Here is a 14109-nt window from a genome sequence, read left to right as displayed (position 1 = left end):
CGCGGCACCGTAGCCCGATCGTGCGATCACCGGGAAGGACGAACGGGCTCTACGGCTCCCCGCCCGCGGCGACCCGCAGCAGGACGTCCGCGTGGCACGGCTCGTCGGGAGCGCACCAGCAGGCGAGGTGGTGGCCCGCGAGCTCCGACCGCGCCCGCTCCACGAGCTCCGGGTGCTCGGCGAGCCACCGCCGGTAGAGCGCGATCATGAGGTCGCGGTCGAGCGTGACCCGCTCCCCGCCCACGTCGACGGTCTCCCCGAGCTTGAACGGGTTCCCCCACGCCGACGGACGCGCGACCGTGATCGTCCCCTCCGGCTTGCGCCACCCCTTCGTACGCCTCAGCTGGACCCTGTCCGGCACGCCTCCCCCAACGAGTTCAGCAGCCGGTCGACGTCGTCGTCGTCCGAGTAGGGCGCGAGGCCGATCCGCAGGGCGCCGTCGTCGCCGAGGCCGAGCCGGCGCGACGCCTCCAGCGCGTAGAACGAGGCGGCCGGGGCGAAGACGCCGTGCCCGGCGAGGAAGGCGGCGGCCCGCTCGTTCCCACCGGGGACCTCCACCAGCAGCGTCGGGGTCCGGTGCGCCGCGCGGCTGCGCACCACCACCCCGGGCAGGGCCGCGAGGCCCTCCTCGATCCGCACGCGCAGCCGGTCCTCGTGTGCCTCGACGGCTGCCATCCCGACGACGAGCCGCTCGCGGCGTGGGCCCTCGGAGGCGCCGAGCGAGGCCAGCACGTCCACCGCCGCCGTCGTCCCGGCCAGCAGCTCGTAGGGCAGCGTGCCGAGCTCGAAGCGCTCGGGGACCGCGTCGGTGGACGGCAGCAGCTTGTCCGGACGCAGCGTGTCCAGGAACGCCGGGTCGGCAGCGAGCACGCCGCAGTGCGGGCCGAGGAACTTGTAGGGCGAGCACAGGAAGACGTCCGCGCCGAGGGCGGCGACGTCGATCGCCGCGTGCGCGGTCAGGTGCACCCCGTCGACCACGAACAGCGCGCCGACGGCGTGCACGTGCTCGGCGATCGCGGGCAGGTCCGGGCGGGTCCCGACGAGGTTCGACGCGCCGGTCACCGCCACGACCCGGGTGCGTTCGGAGAGGACCGTGCGGACGTCGTCCAGCTCCGTGGTCCCGGGGTCGAACTCCAGCCACCGGACCGTCGCGCCGGCCCGCTCGGCGGCGATCACCCACGGCCGGATGTTCGCGTCGTGGTCGAGGCGGGTCACGACGACCTCGTCGCCCGGCCCCCACCCGCGGGCGAGCGTGCGCGCCAGGTCGACCGTCAGCGCCGTCATCGACCGGCCGAACACGACGCCGGACGGGTCCACCGCGAGCAGGTCGGCCACCGCCTGCCGGGCGTCGAGCACGACCTGCTCGGCGAATCGGGCGGCCGCGGTGACCGTCCCCCGGTTCGCGATCGGCGCGGTCAGCGTCTCCGCCACCGCCCGCGCGACCTCGACCGGCACCTGCGACCCGCCCGGACCGTCGAAGTGGGCGTGGCCGGCACCGAGCGCCGGGAAGCGGGCGCGCAGGGCGGCGACGTCGTAGAAGGGTGCCGACACGTCGGCCACGCTAGCCGCGCCGATCACCCGTTGTGAGGACCAGGAGGTTTCGAGGTAACGATTCATGACGAATCTGCGGATACACGCACGACGAACGGCGCGATGGTCGCGCCGAACGGGAGCGGGGTGGACGAGATGGACGCGGGACTCGTGAGGGACGGCCGGGCGACCTCGACGCCGACCACGCAGCGCACGCTGTCCGCGGTCGGTTCGCGCACCGCACCGACCGAGCGGCCCCGGCCGCGGTGGCGCGAGGACGTCGGCGCCGCCGTGCTGCTGTCGGTCCTCAACACCGTCCGCGACGAGGAGACCGCCGCCACCGCGTAGGCGCGGCCCGCAGCGGGCACCACCGTCGTCGGACCGAGGCCGAGCGACGGGAGCCCGTCATCCGCACCACCACAGCCCGACGCGGGCGCCGGGGACCCGGGGCACTCCGTGGCCCCACCGCCGCCGTCCTCGTGGCACTCGCCTTCCTCACCACGATGATCGGCACGACGATGCCGACGCCGCTCTACCCCCTCTACGAGCGGGAGCTGGGCTTCGGCCAGGTCGTCGTCACGCTGGTCTTCGCCACGTACGCCGTCGGGGTGGCCGCCGCCCTGGTGCTCACCGGGCGGCTCTCCGACCAGCTCGGCCGCCGGGCCGTGCTCCTGCCCGGCCTCGCCCTCGCGGCCGTCTCCAGCGCGGTCTTCCTGATCCCCGACAGCCTCACCGCGCTGTTCGTCGGGCGCCTGCTCTCCGGGCTCTCGGCCGGCATCTTCACCGGCACCGCGACCGCCATGCTGGTCGACCTCGCGCCCGCGGGACGGCAGGCCCGCTACAACCTCCTCGCCGCCTGCGTGAACATGCTCGGGCTGGGCCTCGGCCCGGTCCTCGCCGGGGCGCTCGCCGAGTTCGCCCCGCTCCCGCTGGTCCTGCCCTACGCCGTGCACATCGTGCTCGTCGGGCTCACCGCGGTCGGTCTCCTCCTCGTCGCGGAACCGACCGACCCGCCCGACGGGCCCGTCTCCTGGGCGCCGCAGAAGTTCGGAGTGCCCACCGAGGTGCGCGGGGTCTTCGTCGGCGCCGCGATCGCGGGATTCGCGGGATTCGCGGTGCTCGGCCTCTTCACCGCGGTCTCCCCCGCCTTCCTCGGCCAGGTCCTGCGGGTGGAGAACCACCTGGTGAGCGGCCTCGTCGTGTTCACGCTGCTCGGATCCTCCACGCTCGGCCAGGTCGCCTCCTCGCGCCTCGCCCTGCGGCCGGCCCTGCTCGTCGGGTGCGGCACCCTGGTCGTCGGCGTCCTCGTGGTCGGGTCGTCCCTGGCCCTTGCGTCGATGGCCGTCCTCCTCGCGGGCGCCGCCGTCGCCGGCGTCGGCCAGGGTATGTCGTTCCGCGCCGGGCTCGGGGCGGTCACCGCCGGCGCGCCGCCCGAGCGGCGCAGCGAGGTGGCGTCGAGCTTCTTCCTCGTGCTCTACGTCGCCCTCTCGCTGCCGGTCATCGGCGAGGGCATCGCCTCGGCCGCCCTGGGGCTCGTGACGGCCGGTGTGGTCTTCTCCGTGGTCGTCGCCGCCATCGCCGCGGTCGCCTTCGTGGCGCTGTACCGCCGGACGATGGACTGACGCTACGCAGAGTGACAGGATGCCGGGATGAACCCGCAGCAGCCCTGGCAGGCCGTCCCACCACCCGCGGCTCCGTACCCCGGTCCACCGCCCGGCCCGTACGGCCCGTACGGCCCCTACGCGCCGGTCGCGCCCACGAACTCCCTCGCGCTGGCGGCCCTGCTGTGCGGGATCTTCGTCGCCCCGGTCGGGATCGTCCTCGGCATCATGGCCCGCAAGCAGATCCGGCAGACCGGCGAGCAGGGCGACGGCATGGCGCTCGCCGGGCTCATCATCGGTGCGGCGCAGACCGCGATCATCGTGCTGGTCTTCGCGATCTGGCTCGTCGTGATGCTCATGGTCCTCGGGACGGTGGCGACGACGGGTTAACGCGCCGCGGCGAGCACCTGCTCCGCGGTCGGACCGTCCCACGCCACCAGGTCACGCAGCTCGTCCGCGTCCCGCCGTCCCGCGAGCAGCAGCACCAGGGCGACCGCCTCGGCCTCGAGCGTCTCGGCCGCCCCGGAACCCGTCGTCGGGAAGGAGCGGTCGATGACGGCGGCGCCCTCGCCCGCGCGGACCACCACCCGCAGGCAGGAGGCCCGCGGGTGCGGGGTGCACGCGAGCAGTCGCGGGAGGGTCCCGACGACGAGCCGGCACGCCTTGAGCGCGGCGGGCCCGGCCTCGTCGGGGTCGAGGTCGCGGTCCAGGGCGGCGAGCAGGTCGTGGGTGTGCAGGCACATGTCGAGGCACTGCGCGGCCAGGTCGTCGCCGCTCGGGGCCGACCGGGTGAGCTGCCGGTCCGCCCGGGCGTGCGCGACCGCGAGCGCCTCGCGCATCCGCCGCGGGTCGGCGGGGTGGCCGCCGCCGAGGTGGGTGACCAGATCGGCCACGTCGGCGCCGTCCCCGCCGCCCGTGTCCAGCGCGGCGCAGGCCCGGGCACGGTCGGTGCGCCCGAGCGGCCGCCCCCAGTCGGCGGCGGCGAGGCCGTCGACGGCCTCCTCGGTGGTGTCCCAGAGGTCCAGCAACGCCCGCGTGGCCTCGTCCATGGCGGTCGCCCCCTGCTCGTCGGCGAGCCCCCACGGTAGGTGACCCACGCCATAGTCGACAACGGTCCGGTTCCCGCCTTGCCCTCGCCGCGGCGCCGTGTTGTGGTCGGTCGGTTCCCGCGACGAAGGAGTCCGCGTGCCCGTGCGACGCCAGCGCCCCCGGTACTCCGACCTGAGTCCGCTGCTGCGCGTCCGCCCGCCGCGGCTGGACCCGACCCGCCGTCGGCTGGAGTCCTCGTTCACCGTTGCCGACCTCCGTGCCGCGGCCCGCAGGCGGGCGCCGCGGGCGGTGTTCGACTACGTCGACGGCGCCGCGGAGCAGGAGATCGGGCTGCGGCGGGCGCGCGAGGCGTTCTCGCGCGTCGAGTTCTCCCCGCGGGTGCTGCGCGACGTCGGGACCATCGACACCACGACCACCATCCTGGGCGAGTCCGCCGCGATGCCGGTGATCCTCGGACCCACCGGCTTCACGCGGATGGCGCACCACGAGGGCGAGCGGGCCGTGGTGCGCGCCGCCGAGTCGGCGGGCGTGCCGTACGCCCTGTCCACCATGGGCACGACGTCGATCGAGGAGTTCCGCGACGAGGCCCCGCTCGCCCGCCACTGGTTCCAGCTCTACCTGTGGAACGACCGCGACGCCTCCGGCGAGCTGGTGGACCGCGCGCGCAAGGCGGGCTACGACACGCTCGTGCTCACGGTCGACACTCCCGTGCCCGGGGCCCGCCTGCGCGACAACCACAACGGCCTGACGATCCCGCCGTCGCTGACCGCGCGGACGCTGCTCGACATGGCGCGCCATCCCGCCTGGTGGGCGAACGTGCTGACCACCGAGCCGCTCACGTTCGCGTCGCTGAACTCGTGGAACGGCACCGTCGCCGAGCTCGTCACGCACATGTTCGACCCGACGGCGGTCGCGAAGGACGTCACCTGGCTGCGCGAGCAGTGGCCCGGGCACCTGGTGGTCAAGGGCATCCAGCACCCCGACGACGCGAGGGCGGTCGTCGACCTCGGCGCGGACGCCGTCGTGGTGTCCAACCACGGTGGGCGCCAGCTCGACCGGGCGCCGGTGCCGCTGGAGATCCTCCCCGACGTCGTCGCCGCCGTGGGCGGCCGCGCGAGCGTCTTCGTCGACACCGGCGTGATGTCGGGTGCGGACGTCGTCGCCGCGAAGGCGTTCGGGGCGCAGGCCGTGCTCGTGGGACGGGCCTACATGTACGGGCTGATGGCCGGCGGCGAGGCCGGGGTGACGCGCGTGCTCGACATCCTGCGGGCCGAGATGGAGCGCACGCTGGCGCTGATGGGCGTGCCGCGCATGGACGACCTCGATCCCTCCCGGGTGCGGCTGCGCCCGGCGTGAGCGCCGACGTCTGGGTGGTGGCGGGGCCGCCCGGGTCGGGCAAGTCCACGGTCGCGGCCGCGCTCGCGGAGCGGCTCGACCCGCATCCCGCGCTCCTGGACAAGGACACGCTCTACGGCGGGTTCGTCGGCGCGACCCTCGCGGCGGCCGGTCGCGACGACGGCGAGCGCGAGGGCCCCTGGTACGACGAGCACGTCAAGGTCCACGAGTACGGCGGGATGACGGCGGCCGCCCGCGAGATCCGCCGGCACGGGTGCCCGGTGCTGCTGGTGGCCCCGTTCACCGGTCAGATCCGGGACCCGGAGCGGTGGTCGGCCTTCGTGGACGCGCTCGGCGGTCCCGCGGTGCACCTGGTGTGGGTGCGGGTCGACCCGGCGACGCTGCGGCAGCGCCTCGTCGACCGCGGCCGGAGCCACGACACCGGGAAGCTGGCCGACTTCGACGCCTTCGTCGCCCGCATGCGCCCGGACGTGCCGCCGCCGGTGCCGCACCTGGTCGTCGACACCCTGCACGATCTCGCCGGACAGCTGCGGCTCATGGCGGACCGGAGCTGACCGCCTCACTAGTCAGAGTGTCCGGTATGACCGTTCTCGTCACCGGAGCCACGGGCCAGGTGGGCCGCCACCTCGTCCACGAGTTGCTCGCCGCCGGCCGCCCCGTTCGCGCCCTCACCCGCCGTCCGGAACGCGCCGACCTGCCCGGAGAGGTCGAGGTCGTGCGCGGGGACCTGTCCGACGTCGCCACGCTCGGGGGAGTGTTCGACGGCGTCGAGGCCGCCCACCTCATCACCTTCGGCTCGGAGAACGAGCCCCTGACCACCGGCCCGGAGATCGTCGCGCTCGCGAAGCGGGCGGGGGTCCGGCGCCTCGCGGTGCTGTCCGGGGACGTGGAGCGCACGCCGCTGGAGGAGGCCGTCGCCGCGGGACCGGTCGACTGGACCTTCCTGCGCGGCGTGGAGTTCATGGCGAACATGCTCGAGTGGGCGCCGTCGGTGCGGGCGGAGGGCCTGGTGCGGGCGCCGTTCGTCGACGCGGGCGGGCCGACCGTGCACGAGGGCGACATCGCCGCCGTCGCCGCCGCGATCCTGACGACGGGTGGGCACGCCGGGGAGTCGCTCGTGCTCACCGGGCCGGAGGTGGTCACGCCGCGGGACAAGGTCCGCGCGCTGGGCGCCGTGCTCGGCCGGGACATCACCCTGGTCGAGCAGAGCCGGGACGAGCTGCTCGCGGAGTACCGCGCGCAGGGCTGGCCGGACGCCGACATCGACTGGTTCCTCGCGATCCTCACCGACCCGCCCGCCGAGGCCCTGGTCGTGCACCCCACCGTCCGCGAGGTGACCGGCCGCGAGGCCCGCAGCGTCTCGGACTGGTTCACCGAGCACGCCGCGACCTTCGGATGACGCCCACGGACCCGTCGTCGGCCTAACGTCCGGGGCATGGACGCACGTCGGGTCGGAGCCCTGTGCCGGGCGACGCAGCCGCTCTACATCGTGGTGGAGCTGCTCGTGGCCGCGGCGGCGGTGACGTCCTACGACCTCGTCTCGAGCACCATCAGCGAGCTCGGCGTCGCCGCGCTCTCGCCCGGCCACGTCGTCATGAACGGGGCGTTCGTGCTGTTCGGGGTGACCCTCGTGCTCGGCGCCGTGCTGGGCGACCCGCCGTCGCCCACCGCCCGCGTGCTGTGGGTGGTCGCCGGCCTGTCGTCGGTCGCGACCGGCCTGGCCCCGCTCGACACCGCCCCGGTGGCCCACCTCGTCGTCTCCGCGCCGGTCTTCCTCGCGCAACCGGTCGCGCTGCTACTCACGGGGACGGCGTTACGCAGCCGGATCGCGATCGCGCTCGGGGCGGTGAGCATCGTCGCCTCCGCGGTCTTCCTGCTGGGCCTCGCGCCGGACCTGGGCGGGCTGCTCGAGCGGCTCGCCCTCTGGCCCGGCTACCTCGTGCTCGGCGTGCTCGGACTGCGGACGCTGGCCAGGGCGTCGGCGACGAGTGCGGGGTAGGCCGTGGCGAGCCCCGGGTCGTCGTGCAGGTCCTGCACGAGCTGGGCCTGCGCCTCGAGGTTGAGCGCGGCGAACCGGTCGGTCCCGGCGGCACGCCAGTCGTAGCCCGTGCGGGAGTACTGCGCCCGGATCGCGTCGAGGACGTAGCGGGCCCCGAGCCGCCGGTACTGCCACACGTGCACGGCCTCGTGCACGAGCAGGCCGGGTCCGGTCCGCCCCTTGAGGTGGATCGTCGTGCCCAGCGTGACCGGGCGCCGGTTCAGCCCGAGCGGCCCCGCGCGCTCGGGCACGACCCGGATCGCGTCGAGGTCCAGGCCGTCGCGGAACACGGGTGCGAGGACGGACCGCTCGGCGACGGTGAGCCCGCGTCGGGCGCGGCCGCCCAGGAGGTCCCCGGCCCGGATCAGCAGCCCACCGACGGCATCGCGCACCCGGACAGTCTGACCGGCGCACACCTGCCGTAGGGAAGTTGAAACCTGCCACAATGAGGTCGGACACGGCGGGACTCTGGCGGGAGCAGCACCGATGAGCATCGAACGGCCGGCCTCACCCAAGGCCCCGGCCACGATCGACCGGACCCGGGCGAGCATCGCGCGGGTCTACGACTGTGCGCTGGGCGGCAAGGACAACTTCGAGGCCGACCGCGAGGTCGTCGAGAAGCTCAAGCTGGTCGCCCCCGAGGTCGAGCAGTTCACCGTCGACCACCGCCAGTTCCTCATCCGCGTCACCCGCTTCATCGCCGGGCAGACCGGCATCCGCCAGTTCCTCGACCTCGGGTCCGGGCTGCCGACCGCCGAGAACACCCACCAGGCCGCGCAGCGGATCGCCCCCGAGAGCCGCGTGGTCTACGTGGACAACGACCCGTCGGTGGTCGCCCACGGCCGGGCCCTGCTCGAGGAGAACGAGCTCACCCGGTTCTCCCCGGCCGACCTGACCAAGCCGGAGGAGGTGCTGGCCGACCCGATCGTCCGCGACCTCCTGGACTTCGGCCAGCCGCTCGCCCTGCTCCAGCTCGGCACGCTGCACCACTACGTCGGCGAGCGTCCCCCGGCCGACATCATGAAGACCTACATCGACGCCCTGCCCTCGGGCTCCTACGTCGCGCTCTCGCACTTCTACGACCCGCAGGACGAGAACTCCGCGCTGGCCCGCCGCATGGAGGACGTCTTCGTCCACAGCCCGCTGGGCAGCGGCGTCTTCCGCACGCAGGACGAGATCCTGGAGATGATGGCGGGCCTCGAGCTCGTCCCGCCGGGATTTTCGCTGGTCAGCGAGTGGTGGCCGGACGGCCCGCGGCTCAACCCGCTCTCGCCGGCGCAGAAGTGCCTCGCGGGTGTCGTGGGTCGCAAGCCGTAGCCCGGTCCCGACGACGGGTGCGAGGCTCGCCCCGAGCCGTCCGACGACGGCCTCTCCGGACGAGAGTGACGCCGTACCCGGACCCCGACAAGACGGCGCTTCTCCCCTGAGCGAGGTGTCGTCATGGCGTGGGTCGTCCTGGTCGTGTCCGGGGTGCTCGAGGCCGTCTGGGCCACGGCGCTGGGCAAGGTGCAGGGCTTCTCGAAGCTGACCCCGCTGGTCGTGTTCGCGGTCGCGGTGGTCGCCAGCATGGTCGGGCTGGGGTTCGCGATGCGGGACCTGCCGACCGGCACCGCCTACGCGGTCTGGGTCGGGATCGGCGCCGTCGGCACCGTCGCGTACGCGATGGCGACCGGGGACGAGCCGTTCACGGTGGTCAAGGCCCTGCTGCTCGGCGGCATCGTGGCCTGCGTGATCGGGCTGAAGATCCTGCACTGACCTGATGTCATCGTTCGCTGGGCCGAACGAGTTGCTGAGTTCGTCCGGGTCCGGCGCATGGTTGCTCTCCGTTCACGACCTGCTCCACCATCGGGCGTGACCCACATCACGGCCACAGAGGAGCAGGACGATGGATCGACGAGTCATCAACCCGTGGGAGTGGTCGGTCGCCTACGGGTTCCAGCAGGCCATCGAGGTGACCGGGGGCCGGCGGACGGTGTATTGCGCGGGGCAGACCTCGGTGGACAAGGACGGGCACCCGCAGCACGAGGGCGACATGACCGCGCAGGCCCACCTCTCGCTCGACAACCTCGAGACGGTCCTCGCCGAGTCCGGGATGACGCCCGCGAACATCGTCCGGCTGAACGTCTACACCACCGACGTCGACGCCTTCTTCGGGGCGACGGAGAGCCTCGGCGAGCGGATGGGGCGCGACGGCTACGTCGTGTCCATGACGCTGCTCGGCGTGCAGCGCCTGGCGTTCCCCGAGCTGCTCCTCGAACTCGAAGCGACCGCGGTGGCCTGACCGTGGAGCGGACCGGCACGGGCACGGCGGCCCTCGCGCTGCTCACGCTGGCGAACCTCGCCGACCTGGTGAGCATCGGGTTCGTCGGCACCCCGGGGAACCCGGCCTGGTTCATCGTCCCGGGCTTCGTGCTGTCGGTGGTCGGGCTCGTGGCGACCGTGCCGGCCTGGCGCGGCCGCCCGGCGGGCGTCGCGGTCGTGTTCGCGACGCGCGCCATATCGACGCTGATGGCGCTCCCCTACTACCTCCTCGGCGAGCAACCCGGATACGTACGTACCGGGCTGGCCGTCGGCATGCTGGTCAGCCTCGTGGGGCTGGTCCTCGTCGTCGTGTGGTGGCGGCGGGCCGCCGTCCCGGTGTGACGGTCCCCTCGCGTCGGCGGTGATCGCCGGGCAGGGTGGCCGATGTGTACCTCGAGATCGCCGACGACGGTGTCAGCCTCCACCAGCCCGAGCACGTGAACGACCTGTACGCCTCGTACAAGCAGCGGCTCACGCCCGCCCGTCTGCACGAGGTCATGACCGAGCACGCGGGCGGGGAGCTCCTGCCCGACGGCAACCACGTGATGATCCCGGTGGAGACCCTCCGCCGGCTCGCCGCCGGGCGGGTGCCCGAGGGCTGGGAGTCGGACTTCGAGGGCATGCTCTCCTACGCCCGGTCCAAGGACTGGATGAACGACGACGGCACCGCGGTGCGCGCGCACCTCGAGCGGGAGATGTGACTGTCGCGGCGGTGACACACGGAGTGTGACGACGACGGCGGACGGCGCCGCTCGCGTCCGCGACGCTCCTCGTACCGGCCGCACAGGGTGGCCGCCGCACCGAGGAGTCGTCATGACCGCTTCCGTCACGCCCGAGCCCGCCGCCCCGATCAACGGCGTCACTCCCGGGCCCGGCCCCTCGGAGGCGCCGCCGCCGAAGAAGTCGAAGGCCGGCCCGATCGCCGTGCTCGTACTGAGCATCGTCGGTGTCCTGTTCTCGCTGATCCAGTTCGTGGGCGGCGTCGGCGCGCTCGCCGGGGACCTGTTCGGGCCCGGGGTCGTCGAGTCGTCGACGGTGCAGGGCGAGATCCAGAGCCGGATCGTCGGCGGGGTCGCCATGTGCTCCCAGGACCTGCGTGCCGAGGTCGGCGCGACCATCACCTGCTCCGTGCTCGGTGGGCCGGAGCGCTACGACGTCCGCGCGACCGTGACCGCGGTCGACGGCGACGACGTCCGCTACGACCTCGAGCAGGTCGACTGACGCACCCTTCCCGACGGCGGCGCGCGCGGCCCGCCGTCGGGACGGCGAGGCTCTTGCGCCGCGCACACGGCGGGCGGAGGTCGACCTCGGCGACGTGGGCGTTGCGTCCCGCAACGCGCTCGTCGGGCAGGGCCGCCCGGCTCGGCCGTGTGCGGGCCGCAGCCCCGTCCCGGTGATCTCGGCCGCGCCCGGCCCGTCGCCACGGCCGTCGGGGTCGGGACGGATTTAGCGTCGTGGAGTGCTCGAGTACCCGCGCCCCGAACCTCGCCCCGCCACCCTGCTCGAGCGGTTGACGGGCGCGGGGATCGGCGAGGAGCGGGCCCGGGCGGTGATCACGGCGAGCCAGGTGCGGGTGGCCGGGTACGAGGACCCGATCACCGACCCGGAGGCGTCCGTGCCGTGGCCGACGGCGTGGGAGCTGCTGCCGGTGTCGTGATTCAGACGCCGAAGGCGCGTGGGTAGGTGACCGTGCCGCTCGGGGTCGGGCGGCCCGGATCGAGGGCGAGCGCCAGGAACGCCTCGTCGGACACGTCGAACGGGGCGCGGACACCGTGGGTAGACGCCTTCGTGAACCCGAACCGCGGGTAGTAGTCCGCGTGCCCGAGGACGACGACGAGGTTCTCGCCGCGATCCCGGGCGGCGTCGAGAGCCGCGCGGATCGCCGCCGAGCCGGCGCCGCGGCCCTGGTGTTCCGGCAGGACCGCGCAGGGGGCGAGGGCGAGCGCCGGTCCGCCATTGATGTGGCAGCGGGTGAGCAGGGCGTGGCCGGCCAGCTCGCCGTCCGGACTCGTCGTCACGAAGGAGAGGTCGACCCAGGCGTCCGGGTCGGCGCGGAGGGAGTCGACCAGGTCGGCCTCGGCCGGCGTCGGGAAGGCCTTCTCGATGACGGCCCGGATCGCGGGTTCGTCGCCCGGCCGCTCCGCACGAGTGCTCCACATCGCCGGAACATGATCGCGACTTCTGTGGCGACACGCGCAAGAGACCGTGCGACACGCCCCAGAAGTCCGGATCTTCCTGCGGCGCTCCGCGGACTCCGGGATCTGTCGTCGCGCTGACACTGCGGCTGTGTCGCAGGTGGCGGTGGGCGGCGTGATCGACGGAGACGCTGTGAGCACCGGCCGCGACCTCTCGGCGGCCCGCCCGAGGAGTCCGCGTGTCCCGATCCACGACGCCCGCCCCGAAGCGCTCCTCGACGAGCCGGTGGGGATCGACCCTGGCGCTCGCCGGCGCGGCCGCCTACCTCCTGATCTGCCTCGCGCAGGTCACCGGGCTCGACGAGCTCGTGGCGACACACACCGTCCCGGCGGCCGTCGTCGCCGAGGACGCGGCCGGTCTCGTCCCGAGCGGCTCCGCGACGTGCGCCGACGACCTGACCGCCGAGGTCGGCGCGACCATCGACTGCTCCGTCGTCGGTGCCGAGACGCCCCTGTTCGTGGTCCGGGCGACGGTGACCTCGGTCGACGGAGAGGACGTCGCCTACGAGTTCCGCCGGCCCGAATGACGGCGACGTGGATGTGGGCCCCGTGGGACTCGAACCCACAACCAGCGGATTAAAAGTCCGATGCTCTGCCCATTGAGCTAGAGGCCCGCTGGTCATCGAGCGTAGCGGGGTCGTCGGGGGGCCGGCACACGTCGGGCTCGGGCGTCGCCCACCTCAGGCCGACCCGGTCCGGCGGACACGGTTCGCCGGCAGCCCTTCGGGCTCCGGCCCCGCCGCACCGCGCCGAGCGCCGCGATCACCCGCGGCACCACGACGGCACCTCGCGACACGCCCCTGCCCACTCGGCGCAGTCGTGGCCCCGCTCGGCGCCCGCGCCGACCCGCCGTCGCGAACCCGGATCCGGACACCGCACGCAGGCCGTCCCGGACTGCTCCACCCGAGCGCCGCGCCCTCCCCACCGCTCGGCGGAGACCGGGCTCACAACGGCACCGCGGACGGCCGTTCGTGCAGGTCAGGCGACCAGCAGCCGCCCGGATGCCGCACGCCGCCACACCACGGCCCGTGATCCCACCGATCGCGATCGGTGACCTGACCGCGACGTATGGTCACGCCGCAACGACCGCCGCGACCGTCGGGGAAGGACACGAGTTGGGTCGTCATCAGGGGCACTCCGAGCGCCGCCGCCTCGTCCGGGTGGCCCTCGCCGCCGCCGCCATCGGCGTCGGGGTGCTGTCGGCGGCCGTGCCGGCCCTCGCCGCGCCGGCCCCCGGGGCGCCGCCCTGCGCGGTCACCGCCAAGGCGTGCGTCAGCATCTCGCAGCAGAAGGCGTGGATCGGCGACGGCAAGGGCACGCTCGCCCGCGGCCCGGTGCCGGTCACGACCGGCGGCCCCGGCAACGAGACCCCGACCGGCGTGTTCCACGTGATGTGGAAGGACCAGTTCCACCACTCGCGCGAGTACAACCAGGCGCCGATGCCCTACTCGGTGTTCTTCGCGCCGGGCGACGCCTTCCACGGCGGCAGCCTGCAGCGCGCGTCGGCGGGGTGCGTGCACCTCGGCGACGACGACTCGAAGGCGTTCTTCGACTTCCTGCAGGTCAACGACGAGGTCCAGATCCTCCCGTAACGCGATAGGAGGCCACGCATGTCGATGGCCACGGTCATGTCCGAGATGCCCGACCTGGTGCGCCGGGTCCTGGCCGAGCACGTTCCCGACGGCGGGGGCCGTTGCGGCGGGTGCCGCGACACCGCGGGCCGCACCGCCTCGTGGCCCTGCCAGACCTACCGCATCGCGCAGGAGGCGGAGTGGGTCGGGCGCGGCAACCTGCCGGGCACCGGCCCGCATGCACCCGTCGTCACGACCCCGCCGCGCCGGGAGCGGCGCGCCGAGCGGCCCTACGACCTCGAGACGCCGCTGACCGGCGACACCCCGAGCATCGTCGGGACCGGCGGGCGCCGCCGCCGTCGGGACGACGACGCAGCCTCCTTCGGAGCGCAGATGGACGCGCCCTACGGCTCCTCGTTCGGCGTCGACGACCGGCCGCGGCACGCCGCCCGGTAGCTCGTACCCCC

General features: G+C 74.0%; 22 protein-coding genes, 1 tRNA gene and 1 riboswitch. Of the genes, 17 read left to right on the top strand and 6 right to left on the bottom strand.

Annotated features, from left to right (window positions below):
• Nucleotides 1-49: 49 nt before the first annotated feature.
• Together WCD74_RS18875 and WCD74_RS18870 are read right to left on the bottom strand one after the other, a co-directional pair.
• Complete coding sequence (locus tag WCD74_RS18875) at nt 50-361, bottom strand: DUF4326 domain-containing protein (protein ID WP_337696416.1); 312 nt, start codon at nt 359-361, stop codon at nt 50-52.
• Nucleotides 340-1551: a cysteine desulfurase-like protein gene (locus WCD74_RS18870; protein WP_337696415.1), complete on the bottom strand. Its 1212-nt coding sequence runs from the start codon at nt 1549-1551 to the stop codon at nt 340-342. The genes WCD74_RS18875 and WCD74_RS18870 overlap by 22 nt, the downstream gene beginning before the upstream one ends.
• 135 nt (nt 1552-1686) lie before the next feature.
• On the opposite strand from WCD74_RS18870, the gene WCD74_RS18865 reads away from it, so the two are divergent.
• The 3 genes from WCD74_RS18865 to WCD74_RS18855 all read left to right on the top strand — a co-directional run bounded on the left by WCD74_RS18865 (nt 1687) and on the right by WCD74_RS18855 (nt 3521).
• Nucleotides 1687-1878 (top strand): hypothetical protein, encoded by a 192-nt coding sequence (locus WCD74_RS18865; protein WP_337696414.1) that lies wholly within the window; start codon nt 1687-1689, stop codon nt 1876-1878.
• 131 nt (nt 1879-2009) lie between these two features.
• Nucleotides 2010-3152, top strand: a complete 1143-nt coding sequence (locus tag WCD74_RS18860) for an MFS transporter (RefSeq protein ID WP_337696413.1) — start codon at nt 2010-2012, stop codon at nt 3150-3152.
• A gap of 27 nt (nt 3153-3179) precedes the next feature.
• Entirely contained in the window at nt 3180-3521 is a 342-nt protein-coding gene (locus tag WCD74_RS18855; protein WP_337696412.1) for a DUF4190 domain-containing protein, read from the top strand.
• Here WCD74_RS18855 and WCD74_RS18850 read toward each other — a convergent pair.
• A complete protein-coding gene (locus tag WCD74_RS18850) occupies nt 3518-4228 on the bottom strand; it encodes a hypothetical protein (RefSeq protein ID WP_337696411.1) in 711 nt (236 codons plus the stop codon). The two genes, WCD74_RS18855 and WCD74_RS18850, sit on opposite strands and share 4 nt — an antisense overlap.
• Nucleotides 4229-4316: 88 nt before the next feature.
• Here WCD74_RS18850 and WCD74_RS18845 point away from each other — a divergent pair, with 88 nt between their 5' ends.
• Genes WCD74_RS18845 through WCD74_RS18830 form a run of 4 tightly spaced genes read left to right on the top strand, consistent with a single transcriptional unit; the run spans nt 4317 to nt 7536 of the window.
• Nucleotides 4317-5537 carry an alpha-hydroxy acid oxidase gene (locus tag WCD74_RS18845; protein WP_337696410.1) on the top strand — a complete coding sequence of 407 codons (1221 nt, stop codon included), beginning with the start codon at nt 4317-4319 and terminating at the stop codon, nt 5535-5537.
• Nucleotides 5534-6091, top strand: coding sequence for a P-loop nucleotide/nucleoside kinase family protein (locus WCD74_RS18840; RefSeq protein ID WP_337696409.1), 558 nt, complete (start codon nt 5534-5536; stop codon nt 6089-6091). The genes WCD74_RS18845 and WCD74_RS18840 overlap by 4 nt, the downstream gene beginning before the upstream one ends.
• Before the next feature lie 26 nt (nt 6092-6117).
• A complete protein-coding gene (locus WCD74_RS18835; protein WP_337696408.1) occupies nt 6118-6936 on the top strand; it encodes an NAD(P)H-binding protein in 819 nt (272 codons plus the stop codon).
• Between the two features lie 36 nt (nt 6937-6972).
• Nucleotides 6973-7536, top strand: a complete 564-nt coding sequence (locus WCD74_RS18830) for a DUF998 domain-containing protein (protein WP_337696407.1) — start codon at nt 6973-6975, stop codon at nt 7534-7536.
• On the opposite strand, the gene WCD74_RS18825 is transcribed toward WCD74_RS18830, so the two are convergent.
• Nucleotides 7470-7967, bottom strand: coding sequence for a hypothetical protein (locus WCD74_RS18825; RefSeq protein ID WP_337696406.1), 498 nt, complete (start codon nt 7965-7967; stop codon nt 7470-7472). The two genes, WCD74_RS18830 and WCD74_RS18825, sit on opposite strands and share 67 nt — an antisense overlap.
• Nucleotides 7968-8061: 94 nt before the next feature.
• Here WCD74_RS18825 and WCD74_RS18820 point away from each other — a divergent pair, with 94 nt between their 5' ends.
• The 7 genes from WCD74_RS18820 (at nt 8062) to WCD74_RS18790 (ending at nt 11533) form a co-directional block, all read left to right on the top strand.
• Nucleotides 8062-8892, top strand: a complete 831-nt coding sequence (locus tag WCD74_RS18820) for an SAM-dependent methyltransferase (RefSeq protein ID WP_337696405.1) — start codon at nt 8062-8064, stop codon at nt 8890-8892.
• A gap of 30 nt (nt 8893-8922) precedes the next feature.
• A riboswitch (guanidine-III (ykkC-III) riboswitch) is annotated at nt 8923-8994 on the top strand.
• Nucleotides 8995-9015: 21 nt separating this feature from the next.
• A complete protein-coding gene (locus WCD74_RS18815) occupies nt 9016-9330 on the top strand; it encodes a DMT family transporter (RefSeq protein WP_337696404.1) in 315 nt (104 codons plus the stop codon).
• A gap of 130 nt (nt 9331-9460) precedes the next feature.
• The gene (locus WCD74_RS18810) at nt 9461-9856 is read left to right on the top strand and encodes a RidA family protein (RefSeq protein ID WP_337696403.1); all 396 of its coding nucleotides are present in this window, start codon (nt 9461-9463) and stop codon (nt 9854-9856) included.
• 2 nt (nt 9857-9858) lie between these two features.
• Nucleotides 9859-10218, top strand: a complete 360-nt coding sequence (locus tag WCD74_RS18805) for a hypothetical protein (RefSeq protein WP_337696402.1) — start codon at nt 9859-9861, stop codon at nt 10216-10218.
• A gap of 44 nt (nt 10219-10262) precedes the next feature.
• Entirely contained in the window at nt 10263-10577 is a 315-nt protein-coding gene (locus WCD74_RS18800; protein ID WP_337696401.1) for a hypothetical protein, read from the top strand.
• 112 nt (nt 10578-10689) lie between these two features.
• On the top strand, nt 10690-11097 hold the full coding sequence (locus WCD74_RS18795; RefSeq protein ID WP_337696400.1) for a DUF4333 domain-containing protein: 408 nt from the start codon (nt 10690-10692) through the stop codon (nt 11095-11097).
• 238 nt (nt 11098-11335) lie between these two features.
• The gene (locus tag WCD74_RS18790) at nt 11336-11533 is read left to right on the top strand and encodes a hypothetical protein (protein ID WP_337696399.1); all 198 of its coding nucleotides are present in this window, start codon (nt 11336-11338) and stop codon (nt 11531-11533) included.
• Between the two features lies 1 nt (nt 11534).
• On the opposite strand, the gene WCD74_RS18785 is transcribed toward WCD74_RS18790, so the two are convergent.
• The gene (locus tag WCD74_RS18785; protein ID WP_337696398.1) at nt 11535-12035 is read right to left on the bottom strand and encodes a GNAT family N-acetyltransferase; all 501 of its coding nucleotides are present in this window, start codon (nt 12033-12035) and stop codon (nt 11535-11537) included.
• A 215-nt stretch (nt 12036-12250) separates the two neighbouring features.
• Here WCD74_RS18785 and WCD74_RS18780 point away from each other — a divergent pair, with 215 nt between their 5' ends.
• Complete coding sequence (locus WCD74_RS18780) at nt 12251-12598, top strand: DUF4333 domain-containing protein (RefSeq protein ID WP_337696397.1); 348 nt, start codon at nt 12251-12253, stop codon at nt 12596-12598.
• Nucleotides 12599-12612: 14 nt separating this feature from the next.
• Here WCD74_RS18780 and WCD74_RS18775 read toward each other — a convergent pair.
• A tRNA-Lys gene (locus WCD74_RS18775) sits at nt 12613-12685 on the bottom strand.
• A gap of 501 nt (nt 12686-13186) precedes the next feature.
• On the opposite strand from WCD74_RS18775, the gene WCD74_RS18770 reads away from it, so the two are divergent.
• Nucleotides 13187-13663: a L,D-transpeptidase gene (locus tag WCD74_RS18770; protein WP_337696396.1), complete on the top strand. Its 477-nt coding sequence runs from the start codon at nt 13187-13189 to the stop codon at nt 13661-13663.
• An 18-nt stretch (nt 13664-13681) separates the two neighbouring features.
• A complete protein-coding gene (locus tag WCD74_RS18765) occupies nt 13682-14098 on the top strand; it encodes a hypothetical protein (RefSeq protein WP_337696395.1) in 417 nt (138 codons plus the stop codon).
• Nucleotides 14099-14109: the final 11 nt, after the last annotated feature.

It is taken from the genome of Actinomycetospora aurantiaca (assembly GCF_037401875.1).
Classification (GTDB): domain Bacteria; phylum Actinomycetota; class Actinomycetes; order Mycobacteriales; family Pseudonocardiaceae; genus Actinomycetospora; species Actinomycetospora aurantiaca.
Note: the sequence above shows the minus strand (reverse complement) of the source record. Positions and strands in the feature narration are given on the sequence as shown.

Coding starts and splice junctions, on each gene's coding strand:
- WCD74_RS18865 (WP_337696414.1), top strand. CDS start 1,687: ATGGACGCGGGACTCGTGAGGGACGGCCGGGCGACCTCGACGCCGACC.
- WCD74_RS18855 (WP_337696412.1), top strand. CDS start 3,180: ATGAACCCGCAGCAGCCCTGGCAGGCCGTCCCACCACCCGCGGCTCCG.
- WCD74_RS18835 (WP_337696408.1), top strand. CDS start 6,118: ATGACCGTTCTCGTCACCGGAGCCACGGGCCAGGTGGGCCGCCACCTC.
- WCD74_RS18830 (WP_337696407.1), top strand. CDS start 6,973: ATGGACGCACGTCGGGTCGGAGCCCTGTGCCGGGCGACGCAGCCGCTC.
- WCD74_RS18820 (WP_337696405.1), top strand. CDS start 8,062: ATGAGCATCGAACGGCCGGCCTCACCCAAGGCCCCGGCCACGATCGAC.
- WCD74_RS18815 (WP_337696404.1), top strand. CDS start 9,016: ATGGCGTGGGTCGTCCTGGTCGTGTCCGGGGTGCTCGAGGCCGTCTGG.
- WCD74_RS18810 (WP_337696403.1), top strand. CDS start 9,461: ATGGATCGACGAGTCATCAACCCGTGGGAGTGGTCGGTCGCCTACGGG.
- WCD74_RS18795 (WP_337696400.1), top strand. CDS start 10,690: ATGACCGCTTCCGTCACGCCCGAGCCCGCCGCCCCGATCAACGGCGTC.
- WCD74_RS18785 (WP_337696398.1), bottom strand. CDS start 12,035: ATGTGGAGCACTCGTGCGGAGCGGCCGGGCGACGAACCCGCGATCCGG.
- WCD74_RS18765 (WP_337696395.1), top strand. CDS start 13,682: ATGTCGATGGCCACGGTCATGTCCGAGATGCCCGACCTGGTGCGCCGG.